This is a genomic window from Acidobacteriota bacterium, from assembly GCA_016716715.1.
In the GTDB taxonomy this organism is placed as follows: Bacteria; Acidobacteriota; Thermoanaerobaculia; order UBA5066; family UBA5066; genus Fen-183.
The window spans coordinates 100301-121015 of sequence record JADJVE010000010.1 but is presented as its reverse complement, the minus strand read 5'-3'; the positions used below and the strand labels follow the sequence as shown (position 1 = coordinate 121015).

The following is a 20715-nucleotide window of genomic DNA, read 5'->3' as shown; positions in this document are numbered from 1 at the left end:
GCCGAGGCGCTGGGCCACACGCTCGTGCCGACGTACCCCGCCCTCGTCCCGCTCACGGGCGATGCGCCCGCGCACCACGCACTTTCCGGCGTGAGCGTAAACGCGCGGGTCACCGCGAAGTGCGCGGCGAGCGGCGAGAGTGCCGGGTCGGAGGGCGGATTCCTCTTCACGCACAAGGGCTGGAGCGGCCCGGCGGTGCTCGACGTCTCGCACGTCGTCGCCCGCGCCGCGGGCCAAACGGAAGTAAGAGTTTGCTTCGGATTCGGAGAAGAGAAGAGAGAAGAGAAGATTTCTTCGAATGGTCCCGTGCGGGCCGCGGCGCCGAAACGCGCGACGGACGCCTCGTCCGTTGCGGCCGCTTGGGACGCGCGCCTCGTTGCGGGTGCTCGCTCTGGCATCTCCCTCTTCAACCTTCTAAGAAAATCTTCCTCTTCCTCTTTCTCCTCCTCCGGTTCTCTTCCCGACCGACTCATTCAGCTTGTGCTGGCGGAGAGTGGCGTCGCGGATCAGCCGCTCGCGCGGCTGACTCGCGACGCGCGGCGGCGGGTCGCGGAAACGCTGGCGGCGTTCCCGCTCCCTGCGACGGGCACGGAGGGCTACCGAACGGCGGAGGTCACGGGGGGCGGCGTCGCGCTGGACGAGGTCGACCCCGGCAGCGGGAAGAGCAAGGTCGTCCCGGGGTTGTGGCTCGCAGGCGAGGTGCTCGACGCGTTCGGCCCGATCGGCGGCTTCAACTTCCAGTGGGCGTGGGGCACGGGCTGGACGGCGGGCGTCTCGTCCGCGCGTCCCCTGATCAGATCGGCGGGTCGTCCCACCACTTCGAGAGGCTCCCCTTCGGCAGCGACGGCGTCGACGCGCCGGCGTGCGCGTAGTGCGACACGTCGTTGAAGAGCATGAGCCGCGCCTGCGACGGCCCCTTGAAATCGAGGACGTTCAGGCAGGCCGGGCTCTGGTCGAGGCGGTCGCGATACGTGCGCGGGTCGAAGCCGATCAGCGCCGAGAGGAGGAGCCGGATCGTGGCCTTGTGCGAGACGACGAGAATCGACCGGCCCGCGTGCTCGTTGACGAGCGAAACGAGCACGGGAAGCGCGCGCGCCGTCACGGCGAGACCCGTCTCGCCGCCCTCCGGCGCGAACGTGTACGGGTCGCGCTCCCAGCACGCGTACTCCTCGGGCCATCGGGCCTCGACCTCGGCGCGCGTCCGCTGTTCCCAGCGGCCGTGCGAGATCTCGCGCAGCCCGTCCACGGGCAGGATGGGCAGCCCGTGCGGCGCCGCGAGGATCTTCGCGCTCTCGACCGTGCGCGTCATCGGGCTCGCGGCGACCGCGGCGAGCGGCTCGCGCGCGAGACGCGCGGCGAGGTGGTGCAGCTGCTCGCGCCCCTCCTCGGACAGCTCGACTTCCGTCTCGCCCGCAAAGCGGTCTTCGGCCGAAAGCGTCGTCGCGCCGTGCCGCACGAGGAAGACGCGTGTCGGCTTCAACCCTTCACCGAGAGATTCTTAGAAGGTAAGAGAATTCGGAGGCGTTCGCGCCACTCTCCCTGGAGCTCGATCGTCGCGCCCACGACCGAGCCACCTGTGCCGAGGGCTTTCTTCAGGTCCTTCGCTAAACCTTCTAAGAAATCCGAATTCCTCGGCAGCCCGTCGAGAACCGTAACCATCTTGCCGCCGCGCCCAGCCTTCTCGAGTCGCAGCTTGACGACGACCTTCGGCGGAATCTTCTCTTCGACCTTCGAGGAGCATTTGCACTCGTCCGAAGGCCAGCCGCACGTCGCGCAGACGCGGCCCGTCGCCGTGGAGTACACGAGGCGGACGGGATCGCGCCGGTTCACGCGGGGATTATGCTTCGCGTGTCGTGGCCGACCCGATCAGCGCCCCGCCCGGCGTCTTCGTCCCGCCCGCCGCAATCGAGGCGCACGCCGTGCGCTCGAGCGGGCCGGGCGGGCAGAACGTCAACAAGGTGGCGTCGAAGATCCTTCTGGAGGTGGACCTCGCGAAGGTCGAGGGCCTGGACGAGCCCGCGCGCCGCCGCCTCGCGACGCTCGCGGGCCGCCGCCTCGGCGCGGACGGCGTCCTGCGCGTCACCGCGCAGGAGAGCCGCGACCAGTACCGTAACCTCTCCGGGGCGCGCGACAAGGTGCGCGAGCTGCTCGAGAAGGCGCAGGTCGCGCCGAAATCGCGCCGCGCGACGCGCCCGTCGCGAGCCGCGAAAGAGAGACGCCTGAAAGCCAAGCGCGCGGCCGCGGCCCGCAAGGTGCGGCGCGGCTCGGTCCGCGACGACGACTGACCCCATGGAGGCCGACATGAACCGGACGCTCGCCCTTGCCTTCTGCGCCGCGCTTGCCGCCGCTCCCGCCGCCGCGCAGAAGAAGCCGGCGAAACCCGCGCCGACGCCCACGGCGGCGCCGGCGCCCACGCCGACGCCCGGAAAGCCGGACCTTCAGGTCACGGCGTTCGGCTTCGCCGGTCCGACGTCGAACACGGTCCCGAAGCCGTCGTGCGAGCCGAACACGGTCGTCTACAGTTTCGCCGTGATCGTCACGAACGCGGGGACGGGCCCGTCGCCGTCTTCCGCCTCGCTCGGGGGCAAGCCGCTCCTGACCGTCGCGGCCCAGGATCGCGCGGGCTGGATGGCGAGCGTTCCGCTCCCGGAGATCGCGGCGGGGAAGTCGGTCACCGTGAACGCGGACGTCCTCTTCCTCGCGGCGGACCCGGCCTACATGGTCAAGGCGAACCACCCGTTCCTCGCGACCGCCGACCCCGGCAACCTGGTCGACGAGGCGGACGAGACGAACAACACGAAGGGCCCGCTCACGATGGGCCCGCCCGCCGGCTGCGAGCGCTTCTTCAGGAAGAAGTGAGCTTCAGGCCCACGCGCCGGACGGCGGCTTGCGGATCGGCACCGGCCGGCCGTCCTCGCCGACGTTCACGTAGACGACCTCGGCCTCCGTCACCTTCAGGACCTTGCCCGATTCCTTCCACCGCTCCGCGGTGACGGTGACCTGCACGCTGATCGAGGTCGTCCCGATCTTCACGACCTTCGCGTAGAAGCTCACGACGTCGCCCACGTAGACCGGGTGATGGAAGACGACCTCGTTCATCTTCACGGTCACGACGAGATTGCAGAACGGGCGCGTCGCGATCGCGCCGGCCTGGTCGATGTAGGCGAGAAGGACGCCGCCGAAGATCGTCCCGTGCCCGTTCGTGTCGCGGGGCAGCATCGAGACGCGGATCGCGGGCTCGTGGGCGTTCGTGTCCATGGGGCGACGATACCGCGGCGCTAAGATCGCGCGCATGTCCGACACGAAATCCACGCTCTTCCTGGGCCGCGCCGTCGATGCCTCGACCGGAAAGACAGTCCGCGAGGATTTCCGGCTCGACCCCTCCGACCTGACGACGCACGGCCTCATCGTGGGCATGACGGGCAGCGGCAAGACGGCGCTCGGGATCGTCCTGATCGAGGAGCTCCTCCAGCGCGGGATCCCGGTCCTCGCCGTGGATCCCAAGGGCGACCTCGGCAACCTTCTCCTGAATTTCCCGAACCTCGCGCCGGAGGAGTTCGCGCCGTTCGTCGACCCGTCCGCCGGGACGCCGGAGTCCGAGTCGAAGAAGTGGGCGGACGGCCTCGCGGGCTGGGGCCTCGGCCCCGCGGACGTCAAGGCGCTCCTCGCGAGCCGCGACGCCGTCGTCTACACGCCGGGCTCGACGGCGGGCGTCCCGCTCGACCTCTTCGGCGCGTGCACGCCGCCGCCCGCGGGCGCGGACGAGGAGGACGGCCGCGACCTCGTGGGCTCGTGGGTGGGCGGCCTCCTCGGCCTCGCGGGCCGCGACGCCGACCCCGTGAAGTCGCGCGACTTCGTCTTCCTCGCCGCCTGCGTGGACGCGCTCTGGGCGGACGGCAAGACGGCCACGCTCGAGACGCTCCTCGACACGGCCTCGTCGCCGCCGTTCGCAAAGGTCGGCGCGCTCTCCCTCGACGCCTTCTATCCGGCAAAGGACCGGCAGGCGCTCGTGCTGGCGCTGAACGGCCTCCTCGCGTCTCCCGCCACGGCCGCATTCCGGCAGGGCGACGACCTCGACGTCGCGCGAATGCTCGCCCCGGCGAAAGACGGCAGGGCGCGCCTCTCGATCGTCTCGATCGCCCACCTCGGCGACGCCGAGCGCCTCTTCGTCGTCGCGACGCTGCTCGCGCGCGTGAAGTCGTGGATGCGCACGCTTCCCGGCAGCCCGGCGCTCCGCGCTCTCGTCTACATCGACGAGATCTTCGGCTTCTTCCCGCCCACGGCCGAACCGCCGACGAAAAAGCCGCTCCTCACGCTCCTCAAGCAGGCGCGCGCGTTCGGCGTCGGCGTCGTCCTCGCGTCGCAGAATCCCGTCGACCTCGACTACCGCGGCCTCGCGAACTGCGGCTGCTGGTGGGTCGGGACGCTGCAGACCGAGCGCGACCGCAATCGGCTCTCCGAGGGCCTCGTCGAGGCCGGCGGCAAGGATGCGTCGAGACTGCTCGACAAGACGCGTAAGCGCGTCTTCCTCCTCCACGACGTTCACCGCAAGGAGCCCGCGCTCGTCGAGACTCGCTGGGCGATGAGCTACCTGCGCGGCCCGATGACGAAGTCGGACCTCGCGAAGCTGCGCGGCTCCGCGCCCGCGGCCGGGAGGAAGGCGGACGCGGCGCCCGCCGGATCCGCGCCCCCGCCGCTCCCGCAGGAGTGGCCCGCGCGCTGGGTCGACATGAAGCGCGGCGCCGACCTCGCGTCGGCGGCGCTCTACGTCAGGTACGCCGTCCGCTACAAGACCGCGAAGGGAACGTCGCCCGAAACGCAGGGCGTCAAGCTCTTCCCTCTGTCGGCGCCCTCGGCCGCCGACGTCCTCGAAGGCGAGACGACGGACCTGGCCGCGACCGGCCTGCTCGACAAGGCGCCGCGCGCCCTGCGCTACCCGGACCTTCCGGCCTGGGTCGGCCCGGCAGGCGTGAAGGCGGCCGAGAAGGCCGTGCGCTCGCGCCTTCCGGACAAGCTCGCGACGACGCTTCTCAAGGACCCGGTCACGGGCGCGCTCTCCCTTCCAGGCGAGACTCCGGAAGCGTTCGCCGCGCGCGCCGCGTCGGGCGCCGAAGCTCCAGCAGCGCTGCGAGAGAAGCTGGAGAAGAAGAAGCGCGACCTCGCGGCGGCGGAAGCGACCGAGCAGGGAAGGTCGATGGAAACCTACGCGTCCATGGGCACGGCGGCGCTCGACGTCCTGGGCGGCCTCTTCGGAAAGAAGAAGACGCTCCGTGTGAACAAGGTGGGCTCCGTCCTGAGCAAGAAGCGCATGGAAGGCACTGCCGAGGCGAGGGTCGAGGGCCTGAAGGCCGAGATCGAGGAGCTCGAGGCCAAGCTCGCCCCGCCGGACGCGAGCCGCTTCCAGAAGGTCGAGGTCGTCCCGGCCGCGAGCAGTGTCGACGTGCTCTCGATCGGCGTCGCGTGGATCTGCTGAAGATGAAGAGAAGATCTTCTTAGAAAGTGAATAGGGCGCCGGCGCGAGCCCGGCCCCTCTTAACCTTCAAAGAAATCTCTTCTTCTTCTTTCTCTACAATCCCTTCATGCCGAAGATCTCCCCCCGGGAAAGCGTCCGTGAGCATCCGCTCTACCGCTCCGCGATGGCGGCGCAGCACGCTGCTTACCAGCTCATGCGGGACGTCCCGGCCTCCGCGAAGGCCGACGCGACACGCCTCCACGCCGCGCTCGTCCACGCGACGACCTGGGCGACGGCTCTCGTAGACCCCGGCGTCGCCGCGAAGGCCCGGGACGTGGCGCGCGCGGGCCTCGAGGCGTCCGTCGCGAGCGCGACGGAGATGCTCGTCCCCCTCGCACCGCTCGCGGACGACGCGGGGATCGTGGACACGCTGGAGAAGAGGATGGAAGAGCTTCGAGGGGTGAAGAGCGAGCCGGCCGCGCAGGCCGACCCGGCCGCATGACGCTGCGGCGCCCTCTTCACCTTCTAAGAGAATCTCCCGGTCATTCTTCTTTCTTCGTCCCGAGCACCACGAGGACGATCAGAAGCAGGAGGACGATGAGGCCGATGACGATCGTCGTCGTGCGCGAGGAACCGGCGGGCGGCTCGGTCGCGGTCGCGGGCGCCGGAGCGGCCGATGCGGTCGTCGCTGGAGCGGCGGCTGCCGTCATGGGGGGAGCGGCCGTTTCGGGCGCGGCGGCGGCCGTCGAGGGTGCGGCGGCCGTCGTGGCGGCAGGAGCGGCGGGGCTCGCCGTCGTCTGGGCGAAGCCGGCGGACGCGGCGAGAAGGATCACGGCGAGGACGGCGGTGAGCGTGGAGCGACGTTTCATAGTCGGCAAAACTATCGGTCGCGCCGCGGGGCGTCAAGCGGCGTGGTGCGTGGCTTGAAGGGGGCCCGCGACCTCCTGCGCCTCGACGGGGCGGTTTTCCTCTCCGGCGCCGCGCTCATGGCCCTCGAGATCGTCGGGAGCCGCGTGCTCGCGCCGGTTTTCGGGACGTCGCTCTTCGTCTGGGGCGCGCTCATCACGACGTTTCTCGCGGCCCTTGCGGTCGGCTATGCGCTCGGCGGGCGCCTCGCCGACCGCCGGCCCGAGCCGGCGCTGCTCTCCGGCGTGCTCCTCGCGGCGGGCGCGCTCGTGATCGTCCTGTTCGCCGCGCCCGACGCCGTCCTCGCGGCCGCCAGCGGTGCGCCCGTACCGGATCGCTTCCGCGCGCTGCTCGCGGCCGCCGTGCTCTTCGCTCCTCCGAGCATCCTCATGGGCGCCGTCACGCCCTTCGCCGTGCGCCTCGCGGCGAAGGACCTCGCGCTCGTCGGGTCGGCCGCGGGCCGGCTCTCGGCCGTGTCGACGGTCGGCTCGATCCTCGGCGCGTTTGCGGCGGCCTTCTTCCTGATCCCGACGTTCCCGACGCGGCCGATCCTCTTCGGCATCGGGGCCGCGCTGCTCGTGTCGGCCCTTCTCGTCCCGGCGCCGCGTCTCCTGCGCCGCGCCGCGTGGGCCGGTTTCCTCGGGGCGGCGGGCGCGCTCGTCTTCCTCGTGGGGCCCGGCATCGCGAAGGCGCCCGGGCCCGCCGGCACGCTTCTCCTCGAGAAGGAGACGGCCTACCACCGCATCCGCGTCGTGGACCAGGGACTGCGCCGCGCCCTCTACTTCGACAATCGGCTCCAGGGTTACGCGCCGGTGCGGCCCGGCGTGGACCTCGGGATCGCTTACACGGACGGGCTTGCGCTCTCCCTCGCGTTCGCGCCGGACGCCCGGCGCGTCGTCATGATCGGGCTCGGCGCCGGGATGCTGCCGACCCTCCTCGCCACGCGCGCCCCCGAAATCGCCTCGACTTCGATCGAGATCGACCCGGAGGTCGTCGCGGTCGCGCGGAATTACTTCGCTTTCGCGCCGGACGCGAACGACCGCGTGATCGTGGGCGACGGCCGCCGCGAGCTGGAACGCCAGGTGGACGGCGCCGACGTGATCGTCGTGGACGCCTACTACTCCGACAGCCTGCCGTTTCACCTCGTCACGAAGGAGTTCGACGCGCTCTGCGCAAGAAAACTCGGTCCCGGCGGCGTCCTGGCCGTGAACTTCGGTGGCGACCTCACGGGCAACCGCAATCAGCTCCTCTGGGCCGCCGTGAAGACGCTGGGCGAGGTTTTTCCCCGCGTCTATGTGTTCTCGAGCGAGCTCAAGGCCGGCGCGGGGACGTTCCGCGGCAACGCGATCGTGGTCGCGACGCGCTCGCCCGAGAGGGTGGACCCCGGCACGCTCGCCGACCGGGCGAAGGCCGTCGCGGAGCGCCTCGGGCGTCCGCCCATTTCCGAGTGGGCCGCACGCCTCTACGAAGGCGAGATCCGTACGGCCGACGTGCCCGTTCTCACGGACGCCTACAGCCCGACGGACGCCCTCCAGCACCTCGCGCGATGAGGACGACCGCCGCGGCCGCCGCGCTTGCACTCCTCGCCGCCGCGTGCGCGAAGGCACCGGCGCCCTCCCTGCAGGCCCGGCTCGCGGCGCGGGCCGAGACGTCCACCGCCATCGAGGCCGATGCGCGGGCCCTCGCGGCGCTCGGAGCGCGCGTGACCGGCAGCGCCGCGTGCGCGAAGGGAGAGGAGCTCGCGGCCGCGCGTCTCGCGTCTGCCGGCCTTTCGCCCGTCTTCGAGACGTACCCGCGTCCCGAGGGCGCGGCCGTCGACGCGCCGGCGCGCAACGTCCTCGCGGACATTCCGGGCACGGACAGGGCGCGCGGGCTCGTCCTCCTCGCGGCGCACCTCGACGGCGTCGCGGTGGGGGAGGGCGCGGCGGACGACGCCGTCAACGTGGCGGTGCTGCTCGAGGCGGCGCGCACGCTGAAGGCGCTCGCGCCCGCGCCGCGCCGGACGATCCGCTTTGCGTTCTTCACGGGGGAGGAACAGAAGATGGCGGGCTCGTCGGCGTACGTGGCGGCACACGCCGCCGAGCCGCACGCCCTCGCCGCGGTCTTCGACCTTGGCTCGGGTCGCACGAAGGGTTTCTACATGAACGGGCGCAAGCAGGAGATGCGCGCCCTCTTCCAGCGCGCCCTCGCCCCCGACGATCGCTGGCGGGCCATTTTCGGGACGTACCAGATCTGGGCGGGCTGCGACGCCTTCCCGTTCGTGAAGGCGGGCATCCCGGTGCTCACCGCGTTCCAGATCGACCCCGGCTACGCCGCCCTGCACCACACGGCGGCCGACACGGCCGGCCGGCTCGATTTCGCGGCCGCGCGCGAAACCGCGGCGCTCGCGACGGCGCTGGCATGGGGGGCCGCGGACGACGCCGGGCCGGACCTCCCGCGGCACACGCCGGACGAGGTCCGGGAGCTGCTGGCGAGGCACCGGATCGCGCCTTAGTGCGTCGTTTCGCCCATCCGGGTGGCCCGGAGCTGCACGAGCTCGGCCTTGAGGCTCTCGAGGTCGCCGAGAAGGCTTTCGAGGTCGGCGGGCGGGATGCCGCTCAGCGCCGGAGAAGTCAGGAGTCCCTGGACCTCGTCCAGCTTCGCCTCGGCCAGGGAGAGGGCCTCCGCGACGTCCTTGCCGGACATGTCGAGGAAGGCCTCCCCGACAAGGGAAGGCACGGAAACTGCTGCTTTTCTCAGGCGGGTGCCTGCGTCCGTCCCCTTGGCCCCAGCCGCCTCCACGGCCGCGTAGACCGTGTGGGCGAGGGTCATTCCCCTCTTCCAGAGCGGGAGGTTCTTGTATTCGCCGGCCATCCTGCCCCTTTATACGCCCGGGGGCTCCCGGACGTTCCCCCCGGACTGATGGGTTTGCTTCATATGAGGTCGATTTGACCCGGTGCTAGGCTGCCTCGCCGACGGCTCCGCCGCAAAATTGAGAGGCGCCGGGGAAGGAACCATTCATGCGACGCAAAGTGACCGTGATCGGGGCAGGAAACGTGGGCGCGACCGTCGCCCAGCGCATCGTGGAGCAGAACCTGGCCGACGTCGTCCTCGTGGACGTGGTCGAGGGCGTCCCGCAGGGCAAGGGACTGGACATGTTCCAGTCGGGCGCCGTCGAAGGGTTCGACATGAAGATCGTCGGCACGAACGGCTACGACGAGACCGAGGGCTCCGACCTCGTGATCGTCACGGCCGGCCTCGCCCGCAAGCCGGGCATGTCGCGCGACGACCTGCTGAAGAAGAACGAGGAGATCGTCAGCTCGTGCATCGCGAAGACGACGCGCGGCTCGCGCGACCTCAAGGTCATCGTCGTGACGAACCCGCTCGACGCGATGTGCGAGGTCGTCCGCCGCGTCACGAAGCTCCCGAAGCAGAACGTGATCGGCATGGCCGGCATCCTCGACAGCGCCCGCATGCGCGCGTTCATCTCGATGGAGCTCGGCGTCTCGATGTCGAACATCCACGCGACCGTTCTCGGCGGCCACGGCGACACGATGGTCCCGCTTCCGCGGTACTCCACCGTCGCGGGCGTCCCGATCACCGAGCTCATGACCCCCGAGCGCGTCGCGGCGATCGTCAAGCGCACCGCGGGCGGCGGCGCCGAGATCGTCAACTTCCTCAAGACCGGCTCGGCCTACTACGCGCCGTCGTCGGCGGCCGTCGAGATGGCCGAAGCCATCTTCAACGACCGCAAGAAGATCCTCCCGTGCGCCGCGTACCTCGAGGGCGAGTACGGGATCAAGGGCCTCTTCGTGGGCGTGCCCTGCGTGCTGGGCGCCGGCGGCATCGAGAAGATCGTCGAGCTCAAGCTCACCCCGGAGGAGTCCGCCGCTCTCCAGAAGTCCGCCGCCTCCGTCCAGGAACTCGTCGGACTGCTGACCGTCTGATCCGTCGCCCGAATCCGAGGGGAGGAGAACCGCTCGAATGGCTGCGCCCACACCCTTCCTGAATTCCTCGGTTGGAAAGAAGATCGTCATGGCGATCACCGGGATCGTCCTGTCGGGCTTCGTTCTCGGCCACATGGCCGGCAACCTCCAGGCCTTCCTGCCGAACGGGCCGGAGGCGCTGGACCACTACGGCGCGTTCCTGCGGGAGCTGCTGCACGGCACGGGCATCTGGTTCGTCCGGGGCGGTCTCCTCCTGGCGGTCGGGCTCCACATCTGGGCGTACCTGACGCTCACGCAGAAGAGCTGGGCCGCCCGCCCGAAGGGCTACAAGGTGAACGACTTCGAGGAAGCGACCTTCGCCTCGCGCTCGATGCGCTGGACGGGGCCCATCCTCGGCGCCTTCATCGTGTTCCACCTCATGCACCTGACGATCGGCAACGTGCACCCGCGCTTCGTCGAGGGCAAGGTTTACCAGAACCTCGTCACGGGCCTGGCGCCGGTGCCGGTCGCGCTCTTCTACGTTCTCGCGATGGGCTGCCTCTCGTTCCACCTCTGGCACGGCGCGTGGTCGATGCTCCAGACCCTCGGCCTCTCGCACCCGAAGTACCTCGGGGCGCGGAAGGCCTTCGCCGTCGTCTTCACGATTCTCGTCGCGGGCGGGTTCGTTCTCGTGCCACTCGCGGTTCTGGCGGGGGTGCTGAAATGATCGAACTGAAGTCGAACGTCCCCGACGGCCCCCTCGAGAACAAGTGGGACAAGCACCGCTTCGACATGAAGCTCATCAACCCGGCGAACAAGCGGAAGTACTCCGTCATCGTCGTCGGGTCGGGCCTCGCGGGTGGAGCGGGCGCCGCGTCCCTCGCCGAGCTTGGCTACAACGTCTCCTGCTTCTGCTACCAGGACAGCCCGCGCCGCGCCCACTCCATCGCCGCGCAGGGCGGCATCAACGGCGCCAAGAACTACCAGAACGACGGCGACAGCATCCGCCGGCTCTTCTACGACACGGTCAAGGGCGGCGACTTCCGCGCACGGGAAGCGAACGTCTACCGCCTCGCGCAGGTCTCCGTGGACATCATCGACCAGTGCGTCGCGCAGGGCGTGCCCTTCGGCCGCGAGTACGGCGGCCTCCTCGCGAACCGCTCCTTCGGCGGCGCGCAGGTCTCGCGCACCTTTTACGCGCGGGGCCAGACCGGGCAGCAGCTCCTCCTCGGCGCCTATCAGGCCCTCGAGCGCCAGATCGGGCTCGGGAAGGTCAAGATGTACAACCGGCACGAGATGCTCGAGCTCGTCGTGATCGACGGGCGCGCACGCGGCATCGTGACGCGCGACATGGTCACGGGCGCCGTCGAGTCGCACATCGCGGATGCCGTCGTCCTCGCGACCGGCGGCTACGGCAGCGTCTTCTACCTCGCGACGTACGCGAAGGGCTGCAACGCGACGGCCATCTGGCGCGCCTACAAGAAGGGCGCCGCGTTCGGGAACCCCTGCTACACGCAGATCCACCCGACGTGCATCCCCGTCACGGGCGACCATCAGTCCAAGCTGACCCTCATGTCCGAGTCGCTCCGCAACGACGGGCGCATCTGGGTCCCGCTCAAGAAGGGCGACAAGCGCGCCGCCGGCGACATCCCCGAAGCCGAGCGTGACTACTACCTCGAGAGGAAGTACCCCTCGTTCGGCAACCTCGCGCCCCGCGACATCGCGTCGCGTGCCGCCAAGCAGGTCTGCGACGAGGGCCGCGGCATCGGCGAGACGGGCTTCGGCGTCTACCTCGACTTCGCGGACGCGATCGGCCGCCTCGGCGAGGACACGATCCGCGAGCGCTACGGCAACCTCTTCGACATGTACGAGCGCATCACGGACGACAACCCCTACAAGGTCCCGATGCGCATCTACCCGGCCTCGCACTACACGATGGGCGGGCTCTGGGTGGACTACAACCTCATGTCCACGATCCCGGGCCTCCACGTGGCGGGCGAGGCGAACTTCTCCGATCACGGGGCAAATCGTCTTGGAGCCAGCGCGCTCATGCAGGGCCTCGCGGACGGCTACTTCGTCCTCCCGTACACGATCGGCAACTACCTCGCCTCGACGAAGAAGGACTCCATCGACACGAAGCACGCGGCGTTCCGGGACGCCGAGGCCGCCGTGAAGGCGAGGACGGACCGGCTGCTCGCCGTGAAGGGCAAGCGCACGGTCGACAACCTCCACCGCGAGCTCGGCAAGATCATGTGGGAAGGCTGCGGTATGGCCCGCAACGAGGCCGGCCTGAAGGCGGCGCTCCAGAAGATCCCCGCATTGCGCGAGGAGTTCTGGAAGAACGTCACGGTCGTCGGCAGCGCTGGCGAGCTCAACCAGACTCTCGAGAAGGCGGGCCGCGTGGCGGACTTCCTCGAGCTCGGCGAGCTCATGTGCCGGGACGCCCTCGCGCGCGAGGAGTCCTGCGGCGGCCACTTCCGCGAGGAATACCAGACGGCGGACGGCGAGGCCCTCCGCAACGACGAGAAGTTCTGCCACGTGGCCGCCTGGGAGTACGCCGGAGAGGGCAAGACTCCGATCCGCCACGTCGAGCAGCTCGAATTCCAGAACGTCCACCTCGCCACGAGGAGCTACAAGTGAAGCTCACGCTCAACGTCTGGCGGCAGAAAGACGCGAAGTCCGAAGGGAAGTTCGTCACCTACGACGCCGCGAACATCAGCCCCGACATGTCCTTCCTCGAGATGCTCGACGTCGTCAACGAGGGCATGATCCTCAAGGGCGAAGACCCCATCGCGTTCGACCACGACTGCCGCGAGGGCATCTGCGGCATGTGCGGGATCGTCGTGAACGGCAATCCGCACGGCCCGCGGCGCGGCACGACGGCCTGCCAGCTCCACATGCGCACCTTCAAGGACGGCGACACGATCACGCTCGAGCCCTGGCGCGCGACGCCGTTCCCGATCGTCAAGGACCTCATCGTCGACCGCTCGTCGTACGACCGCATCATCCAGGCGGGCGGCTTCATCTCCGTGTCGACGGGCAGCGCGCCCGACGGCAACGCTGTGCCGGTCAAGAAGAGCTGCTCGGACCGCGCGATGGACGCAGCCGCGTGCATCGGCTGCGGCGCCTGCGCGGCTGCCTGCCCGAACGGGTCGGCGATGCTCTTCGTGGCCGCGAAGGTCTCGCACCTCGCGCTGCTGCCGCAGGGCCAGCCCGAGCGCTACGAACGCGTGCTCTCGATGGTCGCGCAGATGGACGCCGAGGGCTTCGGCACCTGCACGAACCACGGCGAGTGCTCGCGCGCCTGCCCGAAGGAGATCAAGCAGGAGTTCATCGCCCAGCTGAACCGCGACTTTCTCAAGGCCAGCCTCATGTCGCGGCCGAAGGTCGCGGAGAGCGGTTCCGGCTAGACCGTCCCTGGAAACCCGACGACCCACGCGCGGCGGGCGGCTTCGGCCGCCCGCCGCTTTTCGTTCTCGGCCGGCGCTATTCGAGCCGGCAGTCGTGCAGGCTGTAGCAGCAGTACTGGCCGCCCGTGCCGTCCGGCGTGCACACCTTGCCGCCCGGCGGGATCGGGTTCTTCGGCTGCGTCTTCTTGACCGGCTTCTTCTTCGGGGGAGCGATGAGCCCCGGAGGCGGCGTGGGTTCGGGCTCTGCGACCTCGACGACCTCGGCGAAAGGCGCAGACGCCTTTTCCTGCATCTGCCTCGTGACGACGAAGAGCTTCTGTCCCGGCGGGCACTTGAACCCCGCGGGCGGCGGCGTCAGGACGACCTTGACCGGACCCAGTTTCGGGCTCGCGAGGCAGGCGTATCCGGCTGCCTGCGAAGGGTCCCCGGACGCGAGCAACGGTCCGGCGGAGCTGGCGATGAGGACGAAGGTGGCGGCGGTCGAGAGGTTCATTCCCATGGCTGGTGTCTCCTTCATCCGGGAACGCGCAGCCGGGGTCGGACCGGGGTCACGGCCGTGAGGGAAGGAACGCCCGGATTGCGCTTCTCCTCCACAGAGCCCCCTTCGAGGAGGAGTCCATGTCAATCCGTCGCGCGACCAGCGTCCCCCTGTTGGCGTTTCTCGTCCTGTTGGCCGCGCTGGCCGGGGCGCGGCCGGCCGCCGGGCAGACGTACACGGTCCTCTATCCCTTCCGGGCCTCCGTGAGGATCACCTCGAGCCTCGTCGAGGTGGCTCCGGGGGAGTTCTACGGGACGACGGACCGAGGTGGCGCCTGGTCGCAGGGCTCCGTCGTCAAGGTGACGACGGCCGGAGTCGTGACGACCCTCCACTCGTTCGACAGCAACACGGACGGCGAGAGGCCCCTGGCAGGCCTCGTGTACGACGCCGCGGGCGACTTCCTCTACGGGACGACGACCTCCGGGGGCTTGAACGGGTTCGGAACCGTCTTCCGGATCAGTCCCGACGGGATCACGTTCGAGAAGGTCCTCGACTTCGCCGGCGTCACGGGTCCCACGTCTCCCGAGGCGGCCCTCATCAAGGGGAGCAGCGGGCTGTTCTACGGGACGACGCGCTACGGGGGCGCGGACGGCTTCGGGACGGTCTTCTCGCTCGACGTCTCCGCGTCGCCGGCCACGCTGACAACGCTCTACTCGTTCTCCGGAGGCGTGACGGACGGAGCCGGCCCGGTCGCGAGCCTCCTCGAAAACAGAGGCTTCCTGTACGGGACCACCGCCGAGGGGGGAACGGCCGGATTCGGGACGGTCTTCAAGCTCTCCACTTCGGGTTCGATGGAGTGGGTCGCGTCGTTCGACGGGACGAACGGCAGTTCCCCGCGGGGAGACGTCGTCGAAAAAGGAGTCGACTTCTTCGGAGCGGCCGGGAGCGCCATGTTCAAGGTGACGAACGCCGGCGTGCTCACGAAGGTCCACGACCTCGCGAGCGGCCAGGTTTCGCACGCCGGACTCACCCTGGGCACGGACGGGTTCCTTTACGGGACGTCGCCTGTCGGGGGGGCGAATTCCCGCGGGTCGGTCTTCCGGTTCGACCCCTCCACGATGCCCGTCGTCCACCAGATACTCCATTCCTTCAACGGAACGAACGGCTCGTCCCCCACGACCGGTCTCGTGAAGGGAGCCGGCGGGAAGCTCTATGGGACCACGTCGGAAGGCGGCGCGGGCGGCTACGGTGCGTCGTACGCCGTCGATCCCGCCGAGGCGCCTCCTCTGAACTTCACGGTCTTCTACGCCGACGCGGGAACAGAGGGAGCGGGCCCGTTCTCGCCGCTCTACCGGGACGGGAGCGGCTTCCTCTATGGCACGGCGTCCGTCGGCGGCAAAAGCGTCGGTGGCGCGATCTACAAGCTCGACTGCGCGACGCCCCCGTGCACGCTGGCGACGCTCCGGGCCACGCAGGACCTCGGCATGGGTCAGGACTTCTCGGGCGTCGTGCCGGGCCTCGGCGGCTTCCTTTACGGGACGGCCAAGGACAGCAACAGCGTCTACAGGATCGACACGCTGAACGGCTCCGGCTTCCAGAAGCTCTACACCTTCACCGGGTCACCGGGAAACTTCCCGAACGGGAGCTTCCCGATCGGAGTCATGGAGCGCGGCGGAATCCTCTACGGCGCGACGGCCTCGGGCGGCGCCTCCGACAAGGGAACGCTCTTCGCCCTCGATCCCGTGAGCCCCTCAAACCTCGGCTGGTCGACGCCCTTGTCCGGCACCGACGGCCGCTATCCGACGTCCCAGCTCGTCGCCGGCGCCGACGGGAAGCTCTACGGCGTGACCAACGGGGGCGGTGCTTCCGACAAGGGGACCCTCTTCCGGGTGACGACCGGTGGCACGCACGAGCTGCTCCATTCCTTCTCGGGACCGAACGGCGCCGGCCCGTGGGCCGCGCTCACGGCGGCGGGGCCGGGGGTCTTCTTCGGGACCACGTCGGCCGGCGGCGCCAACGGCGTCGGAACGTTCTTCCGGCTCGACGCGACGACGACGCCGGTTGGCATCACGACGCTGCGCGACTTTGCGTCGGGCGAAGTGGAAGGGGTTTCCGTCCTGACGCTGGGGAGCGACGGGAACTTCTACGGGACCTCGCAGGGATGGGGCGCCAACAACTTCGGCTCGGTCATCCAGCTGGCCCCCAGCGGCGCGCTCCGGATCCTCCACTCCTTTTCGGGGGCCGACGGGGCTTTCCCGCGTGGCGGCGTCCTCAGGCTGGGCGACGGGACGCTCCTCGGCACGGCGGAGATGGCGGGACCGAATGACGGCGGCGTCGTCTTCCATCTCAATCCCGCCTCCTCGACGGCCACGGCCGTCGTCTCGGGCGGCGGCACGACGTGCTCCGGCGGCAACGTGACGCTCTCGGCGACCCTCACGGGAACGGCGCCCTGGAGCCTGACCTGGTCCGACGGCTTCCCTCAGGTGGTGTCCGTCAGCCCGGCGACGCGGGTGGTGGCGCCGGCCGTCTCGACGATCTACACGCTGACCGCCTTCTCCGACGCGTTCGGTGAGGGAACCGTCTCGGGGAGCGCGACGATCACCGTTTCCGGCGTCGCGCCTTCGGCCGTCATCACGGCGCCGGCCTCGGCCCCGCCGAACACGGCCGGCCTCGTCGCCTCCGTGCCCGACGCCGGCTTCGGCGCCACGTACGCGTGGACGGTCACGAACGGCACGCCCGTCAGCGGGCAGAACGCCCGGATCTTCACGTTCACCGCCGGGAGCGGCGGGTTCGTCGCGCTCTCCGTCACGGTCACCACCGGCCCGACGTGCGTGGCGACCGGCTCGGCCGCTACGGCGGTGGGCCTCACCCCCTCTCCGTCCCTGACGTTCACGCATTTCTCCGGAACGACGGGTGGCGTGGGCGCAACGGACGCAACGGGCACGGCGTCGCGCCTGCAAAACCCGAAGGGCCTCGCTTTCGACGGATCGGGAAACCTCTACGTCGCCGACGCCAACGCGATCCGGAAAGTCTCGCCGACCCTCGAGGTGACGACCTTCGCGGGCCGCACGCGATTCGCGGGCGCCGTGGACGGGTCGAGGGGCGACGCAAGGTTTTTCGAGACCCGCGGCCTCGCCGTGGATACAACCGGGGGGTACGTCTACGTGGCCGACGCCGGGAACCACACGATCCGGAGAATTACCCTGACGGGCGCCGTCACGACGTACGCGGGCCTCGCCGGCGCGTACGGCGGGGCGGACGGAACAGGCACGTCGGCGCGCTTCAGCGGTCCGAGCGGGCTCGCGCTCGACAAACCGCGGGACCTCCTTTTCGTTTCCGACTCTCTCAACCACACGATCCGGAGGATCGACCTTTCGACCGGGGCCGTCTCGACGTACGCCGGCGTGGCGGGCTCCACCGGGAGCAGTGACGGCACCGGAGCGGACGCACGCTTCCTGTATCCGTACGGCCTCGCGGTGGACGCGGCGGGAAACCTCTACGTGACCGATTCGGGAAACGCCACGATCCGGAAGATCGTTCCGGCCCCGGGCAACGTCGGAGCGGTCACGACGCTGGCGGGAAGCGCGGGCGCCTATGGGTTCGCGGACGGCACTCTTACGTCCGCGAGGTTCCAGGAGCCGAGCGGAGTCGTTTCGAACGCCGCCGGCAGCGTGCTTCACGTGGCCGACGTCTGGCACCGGACGATCCGCCGAATCGACGTTCAGGGCAACCTCGTCTCCACGATCGCCGGCAAGGCCAATGCCCCCGGGGGCGGCGGCTTCGAGGGAAGCGACGACGGCACCGGAGACGTGGCGCGCTTCGTCACGCCGGGGGCCCTCGCGCTGGACGCCGCCGGGAACGTCTGGGTCGCCGACACCGGCGGCCCGGCCCTGCGCAAGCTCACGACCCCTGCCGGCGTCGTGACGACGCCGGTCGCCCTCGCGGCCGCGCTCGGCATCACGGATAGTCCGGCGCGGTTCCGGAGGCCGGGGGGCGTCGTTGCGGACCCGTCCGGAAACATCTACGTCGCCGACACGTGGAATCACACGATCCGCAGGATCGATTCGGGTGGCGGCGTCACGACGCTGGCCGGCCTCGCGGGGACGTACGGAAGCGCGGACGGGTCCGGGAGCACGGCGCGGTTCCTCTACCCGCGGTCCCTCGCTCTTCACGGCGGAGATCTCTACGTCGCCGACATGAACGCAAACACGATCCGGAAGGTGACGGCCGGGGGCAACGTGGTGACGCTGGCCGGCGCCTACCTCGAGGTCGGAAGCGTCGACGGGCAGGGAAGCCTCGCGCGTTTCGCCAGCCCGAGGGGCGTCACGGTCGACGCCTCGGGCAACGTCTTCGTTGCGGATTCGGGGAACTCCACGATCCGGATGGTGACGTCGTCGGGCATGGTGTCGACGCTCGCGGGCAAGGCCCTCGAGTTGGGATCGAACGACGGCGGGCCGGCGAGCGCCCGGTTCAACGGGGCTCGCGGTGTCGCCGCCGACGCGTCCGGCGCCGTCTACGTGGCGGACACGTACAACTGCACGATCCGCAGGATCGTCCGGAGCCCTTCGGTCAACGTCTCGACGTACGCGGGCCAGGCCGGTGTCTGCGGCGGAGCGGACGGCGCGGCGGGCGCCGCCACGTTCACGTACCCGGAGGCCCTCGCGGTGGATCCCTCCGGGAACGTGTGGGTCGCGGACACGGGCGGCCTGAGGATCCGGCGGATCGACGCGAACACTCGTGAGGTGACGACGCCCGGGAGCCTCTGGAGCACGGCCGAGAACACCCTCGGCGCCGACGACGGGACGGGGGTCTTCGCCCGGTTCCTCTCCCCGCAGGGCATCGCCGTCGACCCGTCGGGGAACCTCCTGATCGCGGACGCCGGGAACCACGCGATCCGGATCGGCCGGCCGGCGCTCGCCGTCGCGGCGACGATCGACTCGGCCACCGGCAGCGTCGGCGCCGTGCGGCTGCTCGGCTCTTCGGCCGCGGCGACGACGTACGCGTGGGAGGTCATCCGCCGGCCTTCGGGCTCGACGGCGGCGCTTTCCTCGACCTCCAGCCGCACCCCGACGTTCACGCCGGACATCGCGGACCTCTACGTCTTCCGCCTCACGGCGAGCGACGGGACGAATGCGAGCATCACGCTCGTCTCGCTCACGGCGTCGTCCGGCGGCGGATGCACGCCGCCGCCGGCGCCCGTCATCACGGCGCCGCCGATCGTCGGCGAGGACTCGCCGAACCGCACGGCGAGCGTCGCGAATCACGGGGGCTCGACGTACGCCTGGAGCGTCACGAACGGGACGATCACGGCGGGGCAGGGCACGAGCCAGATCACGTTCCGGTCGGGCGCGGCGGGGACGCTCGTCCTGACCGTCGTCGAGACGAATGCCGGCTGCTCGTCGCCCCCGGCGACGGCGAACGTGACGGTCGCGCCGGCCGGGCAGGCGCTGCTCTTCTACCCCGTGTACCCGTGCCGCATGTACACCACCTTCGGCGCGAACGGGCCACCGCTCGCACCGGGCGAGATCCGGACGATCGCGCCGGCCGGCGCCTGCGGGATCCCGGCCTCAGCGAAGGCGCTCGCGGCCAACGCAACGGTGGTTGGGCCGACGGCGTCCGGGCACCTCGTGGTCTGGCCGGTCGGAACGGCGATGCCGCTGACGTCCAACCTGAACTTCAACGGGGGAAGAGCGCGGGCCAACAACGCGATCGTCACGATGCCGGGCACGGCGGCCTCGGGATTCTCGATCTTCAATGGCTCGACGGGGGCGACGCCGCTCATCCTGGACGTGTCGGGTTATTTCGAATGACGAGCCGGTCGAGCGAATCGCAATCCGCACCGACCAGGAGTTCAGGGGCAGGTGAGCTGGGCCGTGCCGGGGCCGGACGGGGACTTGAACGTCTTGAACGTGCAGGCTTTCTTCTCGACGGTCTGGCCGTTGTTCTGCAGCTCGACGAGAACCGGGCGGCCGAGACTGAAGCTGTGGTCCGCGTCCATCTGGCGCTTCCGGTTGGAGCGCTCGGCGCCCTTGGCGGCGGGATTGTCCCCGGGGAAGCTGCCGACGGCGACGCGCGGGAAGGTGAGGGTGTCGCCCGACGCGGGGAACGGGAGCGTGTAGGAACCCACGATCGTCGACCACGGCGTGATGTTGTTGTGCTGCTCCGAGACCAGGATCGTGATGGCCCTGCCGGCGAGGCTCGCGGCCGAGGTCTTCTTCAGCCGCACGCTCCCGATGCCGCAGAAGCCGTTCGCGCCGAGCAGGTTCCCGCTTCCGGGAACCTGCGTGTAGCCCGGCAGGGGCGCGCAGGGCGTCCACGACGAGACGAACGTCACGGCGTCGATCTTTAGCGGGAGCACGTACAGGTCGTGGCGCTTGTTCGTGGCCTGGGCTTCCTTGGTGGCCACCGGCGCGGCCGGCGCGACGCGCGCGGACCCGAGCAGCGCAAACGCGGCGCACGCGAGAAGAGATTTCCTCATCTGGACTCCATTCCGCGCCGCAGGCGCCCGCCGAAGTTTCTCGAGGGTTTCGCGCATCATAGGCGGAAACCTTGAGACAGGGAATC

Annotated in this window: 19 protein-coding genes; 12 read left to right on the top strand and 7 right to left on the bottom strand. The window is 70.1% G+C overall.

All coding sequences use genetic code 11. The features are described from left to right. The first annotated feature begins 195 nt into the window (after positions 1–195). Positions 196–888 (top strand): NAD(P)/FAD-dependent oxidoreductase, encoded by a 693-nt coding sequence (locus tag IPL89_15980; protein MBK9064672.1) that lies wholly within the window; start codon positions 196–198, stop codon positions 886–888. Here the strand turns inward: IPL89_15980 and IPL89_15975 are convergent. Next, on the bottom strand, positions 794–1480 hold the full coding sequence (locus tag IPL89_15975) for a histidine phosphatase family protein (protein MBK9064671.1): 687 nt from the start codon (positions 1478–1480) through the stop codon (positions 794–796). The two genes, IPL89_15980 and IPL89_15975, sit on opposite strands and share 95 nt — an antisense overlap. Next, positions 1477–1830 (bottom strand): hypothetical protein, encoded by a 354-nt coding sequence (locus IPL89_15970; protein MBK9064670.1) that lies wholly within the window; start codon positions 1828–1830, stop codon positions 1477–1479. The genes IPL89_15975 and IPL89_15970 overlap by 4 nt, the downstream gene beginning before the upstream one ends. Before the next feature lie 35 nt (positions 1831–1865). Here IPL89_15970 and arfB point away from each other — a divergent pair, with 35 nt between their 5' ends. Both arfB and IPL89_15960 read left to right on the top strand, forming a co-directional pair. After that, positions 1866–2285, top strand: coding sequence for an aminoacyl-tRNA hydrolase (gene arfB, locus IPL89_15965; protein MBK9064669.1), 420 nt, complete (start codon positions 1866–1868; stop codon positions 2283–2285). A 16-nt stretch (positions 2286–2301) separates the two neighbouring features. Next, a complete protein-coding gene (locus IPL89_15960; GenBank protein ID MBK9064668.1) occupies positions 2302–2859 on the top strand; it encodes a hypothetical protein in 558 nt (185 codons plus the stop codon). Positions 2860–2862: 3 nt separating this feature from the next. Here IPL89_15960 and IPL89_15955 read toward each other — a convergent pair whose 3' ends face one another. Further along, positions 2863–3258 (bottom strand): acyl-CoA thioesterase, encoded by a 396-nt coding sequence (locus IPL89_15955; protein MBK9064667.1) that lies wholly within the window; start codon positions 3256–3258, stop codon positions 2863–2865. A gap of 34 nt (positions 3259–3292) precedes the next feature. Here IPL89_15955 and IPL89_15950 point away from each other — a divergent pair, with 34 nt between their 5' ends. Next, a complete protein-coding gene (locus tag IPL89_15950) occupies positions 3293–5473 on the top strand; it encodes an ATP-binding protein (protein MBK9064666.1) in 2181 nt (726 codons plus the stop codon). 106 nt (positions 5474–5579) lie between these two features. Beyond that, positions 5580–5954: a hypothetical protein gene (locus IPL89_15945; GenBank protein ID MBK9064665.1), complete on the top strand. Its 375-nt coding sequence runs from the start codon at positions 5580–5582 to the stop codon at positions 5952–5954. A 40-nt stretch (positions 5955–5994) separates the two neighbouring features. Here the strand turns inward: IPL89_15945 and IPL89_15940 are convergent, their stop codons facing one another. Continuing rightward, entirely contained in the window at positions 5995–6321 is a 327-nt protein-coding gene (locus tag IPL89_15940; protein ID MBK9064664.1) for a hypothetical protein, read from the bottom strand. Between the two features lie 45 nt (positions 6322–6366). Here IPL89_15940 and IPL89_15935 point away from each other — a divergent pair, with 45 nt between their 5' ends. Both IPL89_15935 and IPL89_15930 read left to right on the top strand, forming a co-directional pair. Continuing rightward, on the top strand, positions 6367–7908 hold the full coding sequence (locus IPL89_15935; GenBank protein ID MBK9064663.1) for a fused MFS/spermidine synthase: 1542 nt from the start codon (positions 6367–6369) through the stop codon (positions 7906–7908). After that, entirely contained in the window at positions 7905–8852 is a 948-nt protein-coding gene (locus IPL89_15930) for a Zn-dependent exopeptidase M28 (GenBank protein MBK9064662.1), read from the top strand. The genes IPL89_15935 and IPL89_15930 overlap by 4 nt, the downstream gene beginning before the upstream one ends. Here IPL89_15930 and IPL89_15925 read toward each other — a convergent pair. Then, positions 8849–9211, bottom strand: coding sequence for a four helix bundle protein (locus IPL89_15925; GenBank protein MBK9064661.1), 363 nt, complete (start codon positions 9209–9211; stop codon positions 8849–8851). The two genes, IPL89_15930 and IPL89_15925, sit on opposite strands and share 4 nt — an antisense overlap. Positions 9212–9357: 146 nt before the next feature. Here IPL89_15925 and mdh point away from each other — a divergent pair, with 146 nt between their 5' ends. Genes mdh through IPL89_15905 form a run of 4 tightly spaced genes read left to right on the top strand, consistent with a single transcriptional unit; the run spans position 9358 to position 13673 of the window. Next, complete coding sequence (gene mdh / locus IPL89_15920) at positions 9358–10284, top strand: malate dehydrogenase (protein MBK9064660.1); 927 nt, start codon at positions 9358–9360, stop codon at positions 10282–10284. A gap of 37 nt (positions 10285–10321) precedes the next feature. Further along, positions 10322–10990: a succinate dehydrogenase cytochrome b subunit gene (locus IPL89_15915; protein ID MBK9064659.1), complete on the top strand. Its 669-nt coding sequence runs from the start codon at positions 10322–10324 to the stop codon at positions 10988–10990. Then, a complete protein-coding gene (locus tag IPL89_15910) occupies positions 10990–12903 on the top strand; it encodes a fumarate reductase/succinate dehydrogenase flavoprotein subunit (GenBank protein ID MBK9064658.1) in 1914 nt (637 codons plus the stop codon). Before IPL89_15915 ends, IPL89_15910 begins: the two co-directional genes overlap by 1 nt. Continuing rightward, entirely contained in the window at positions 12900–13673 is a 774-nt protein-coding gene (locus IPL89_15905; protein MBK9064657.1) for a succinate dehydrogenase/fumarate reductase iron-sulfur subunit, read from the top strand. The genes IPL89_15910 and IPL89_15905 overlap by 4 nt, the downstream gene beginning before the upstream one ends. Positions 13674–13749: 76 nt before the next feature. On the opposite strand, the gene IPL89_15900 is transcribed toward IPL89_15905, so the two are convergent. Then, positions 13750–14172 carry a hypothetical protein gene (locus IPL89_15900; GenBank protein MBK9064656.1) on the bottom strand — a complete coding sequence of 141 codons (423 nt, stop codon included), beginning with the start codon at positions 14170–14172 and terminating at the stop codon, positions 13750–13752. 119 nt (positions 14173–14291) lie between these two features. Between IPL89_15900 and IPL89_15895 the strand changes: the two genes are divergently transcribed. Further along, positions 14292–19961: a hypothetical protein gene (locus IPL89_15895; GenBank protein ID MBK9064655.1), complete on the top strand. Its 5670-nt coding sequence runs from the start codon at positions 14292–14294 to the stop codon at positions 19959–19961. Between the two features lie 41 nt (positions 19962–20002). Here IPL89_15895 and IPL89_15890 read toward each other — a convergent pair whose 3' ends face one another. After that, complete coding sequence (locus IPL89_15890) at positions 20003–20629, bottom strand: hypothetical protein (protein ID MBK9064654.1); 627 nt, start codon at positions 20627–20629, stop codon at positions 20003–20005. Positions 20630–20715 lie beyond the last annotated feature (86 nt).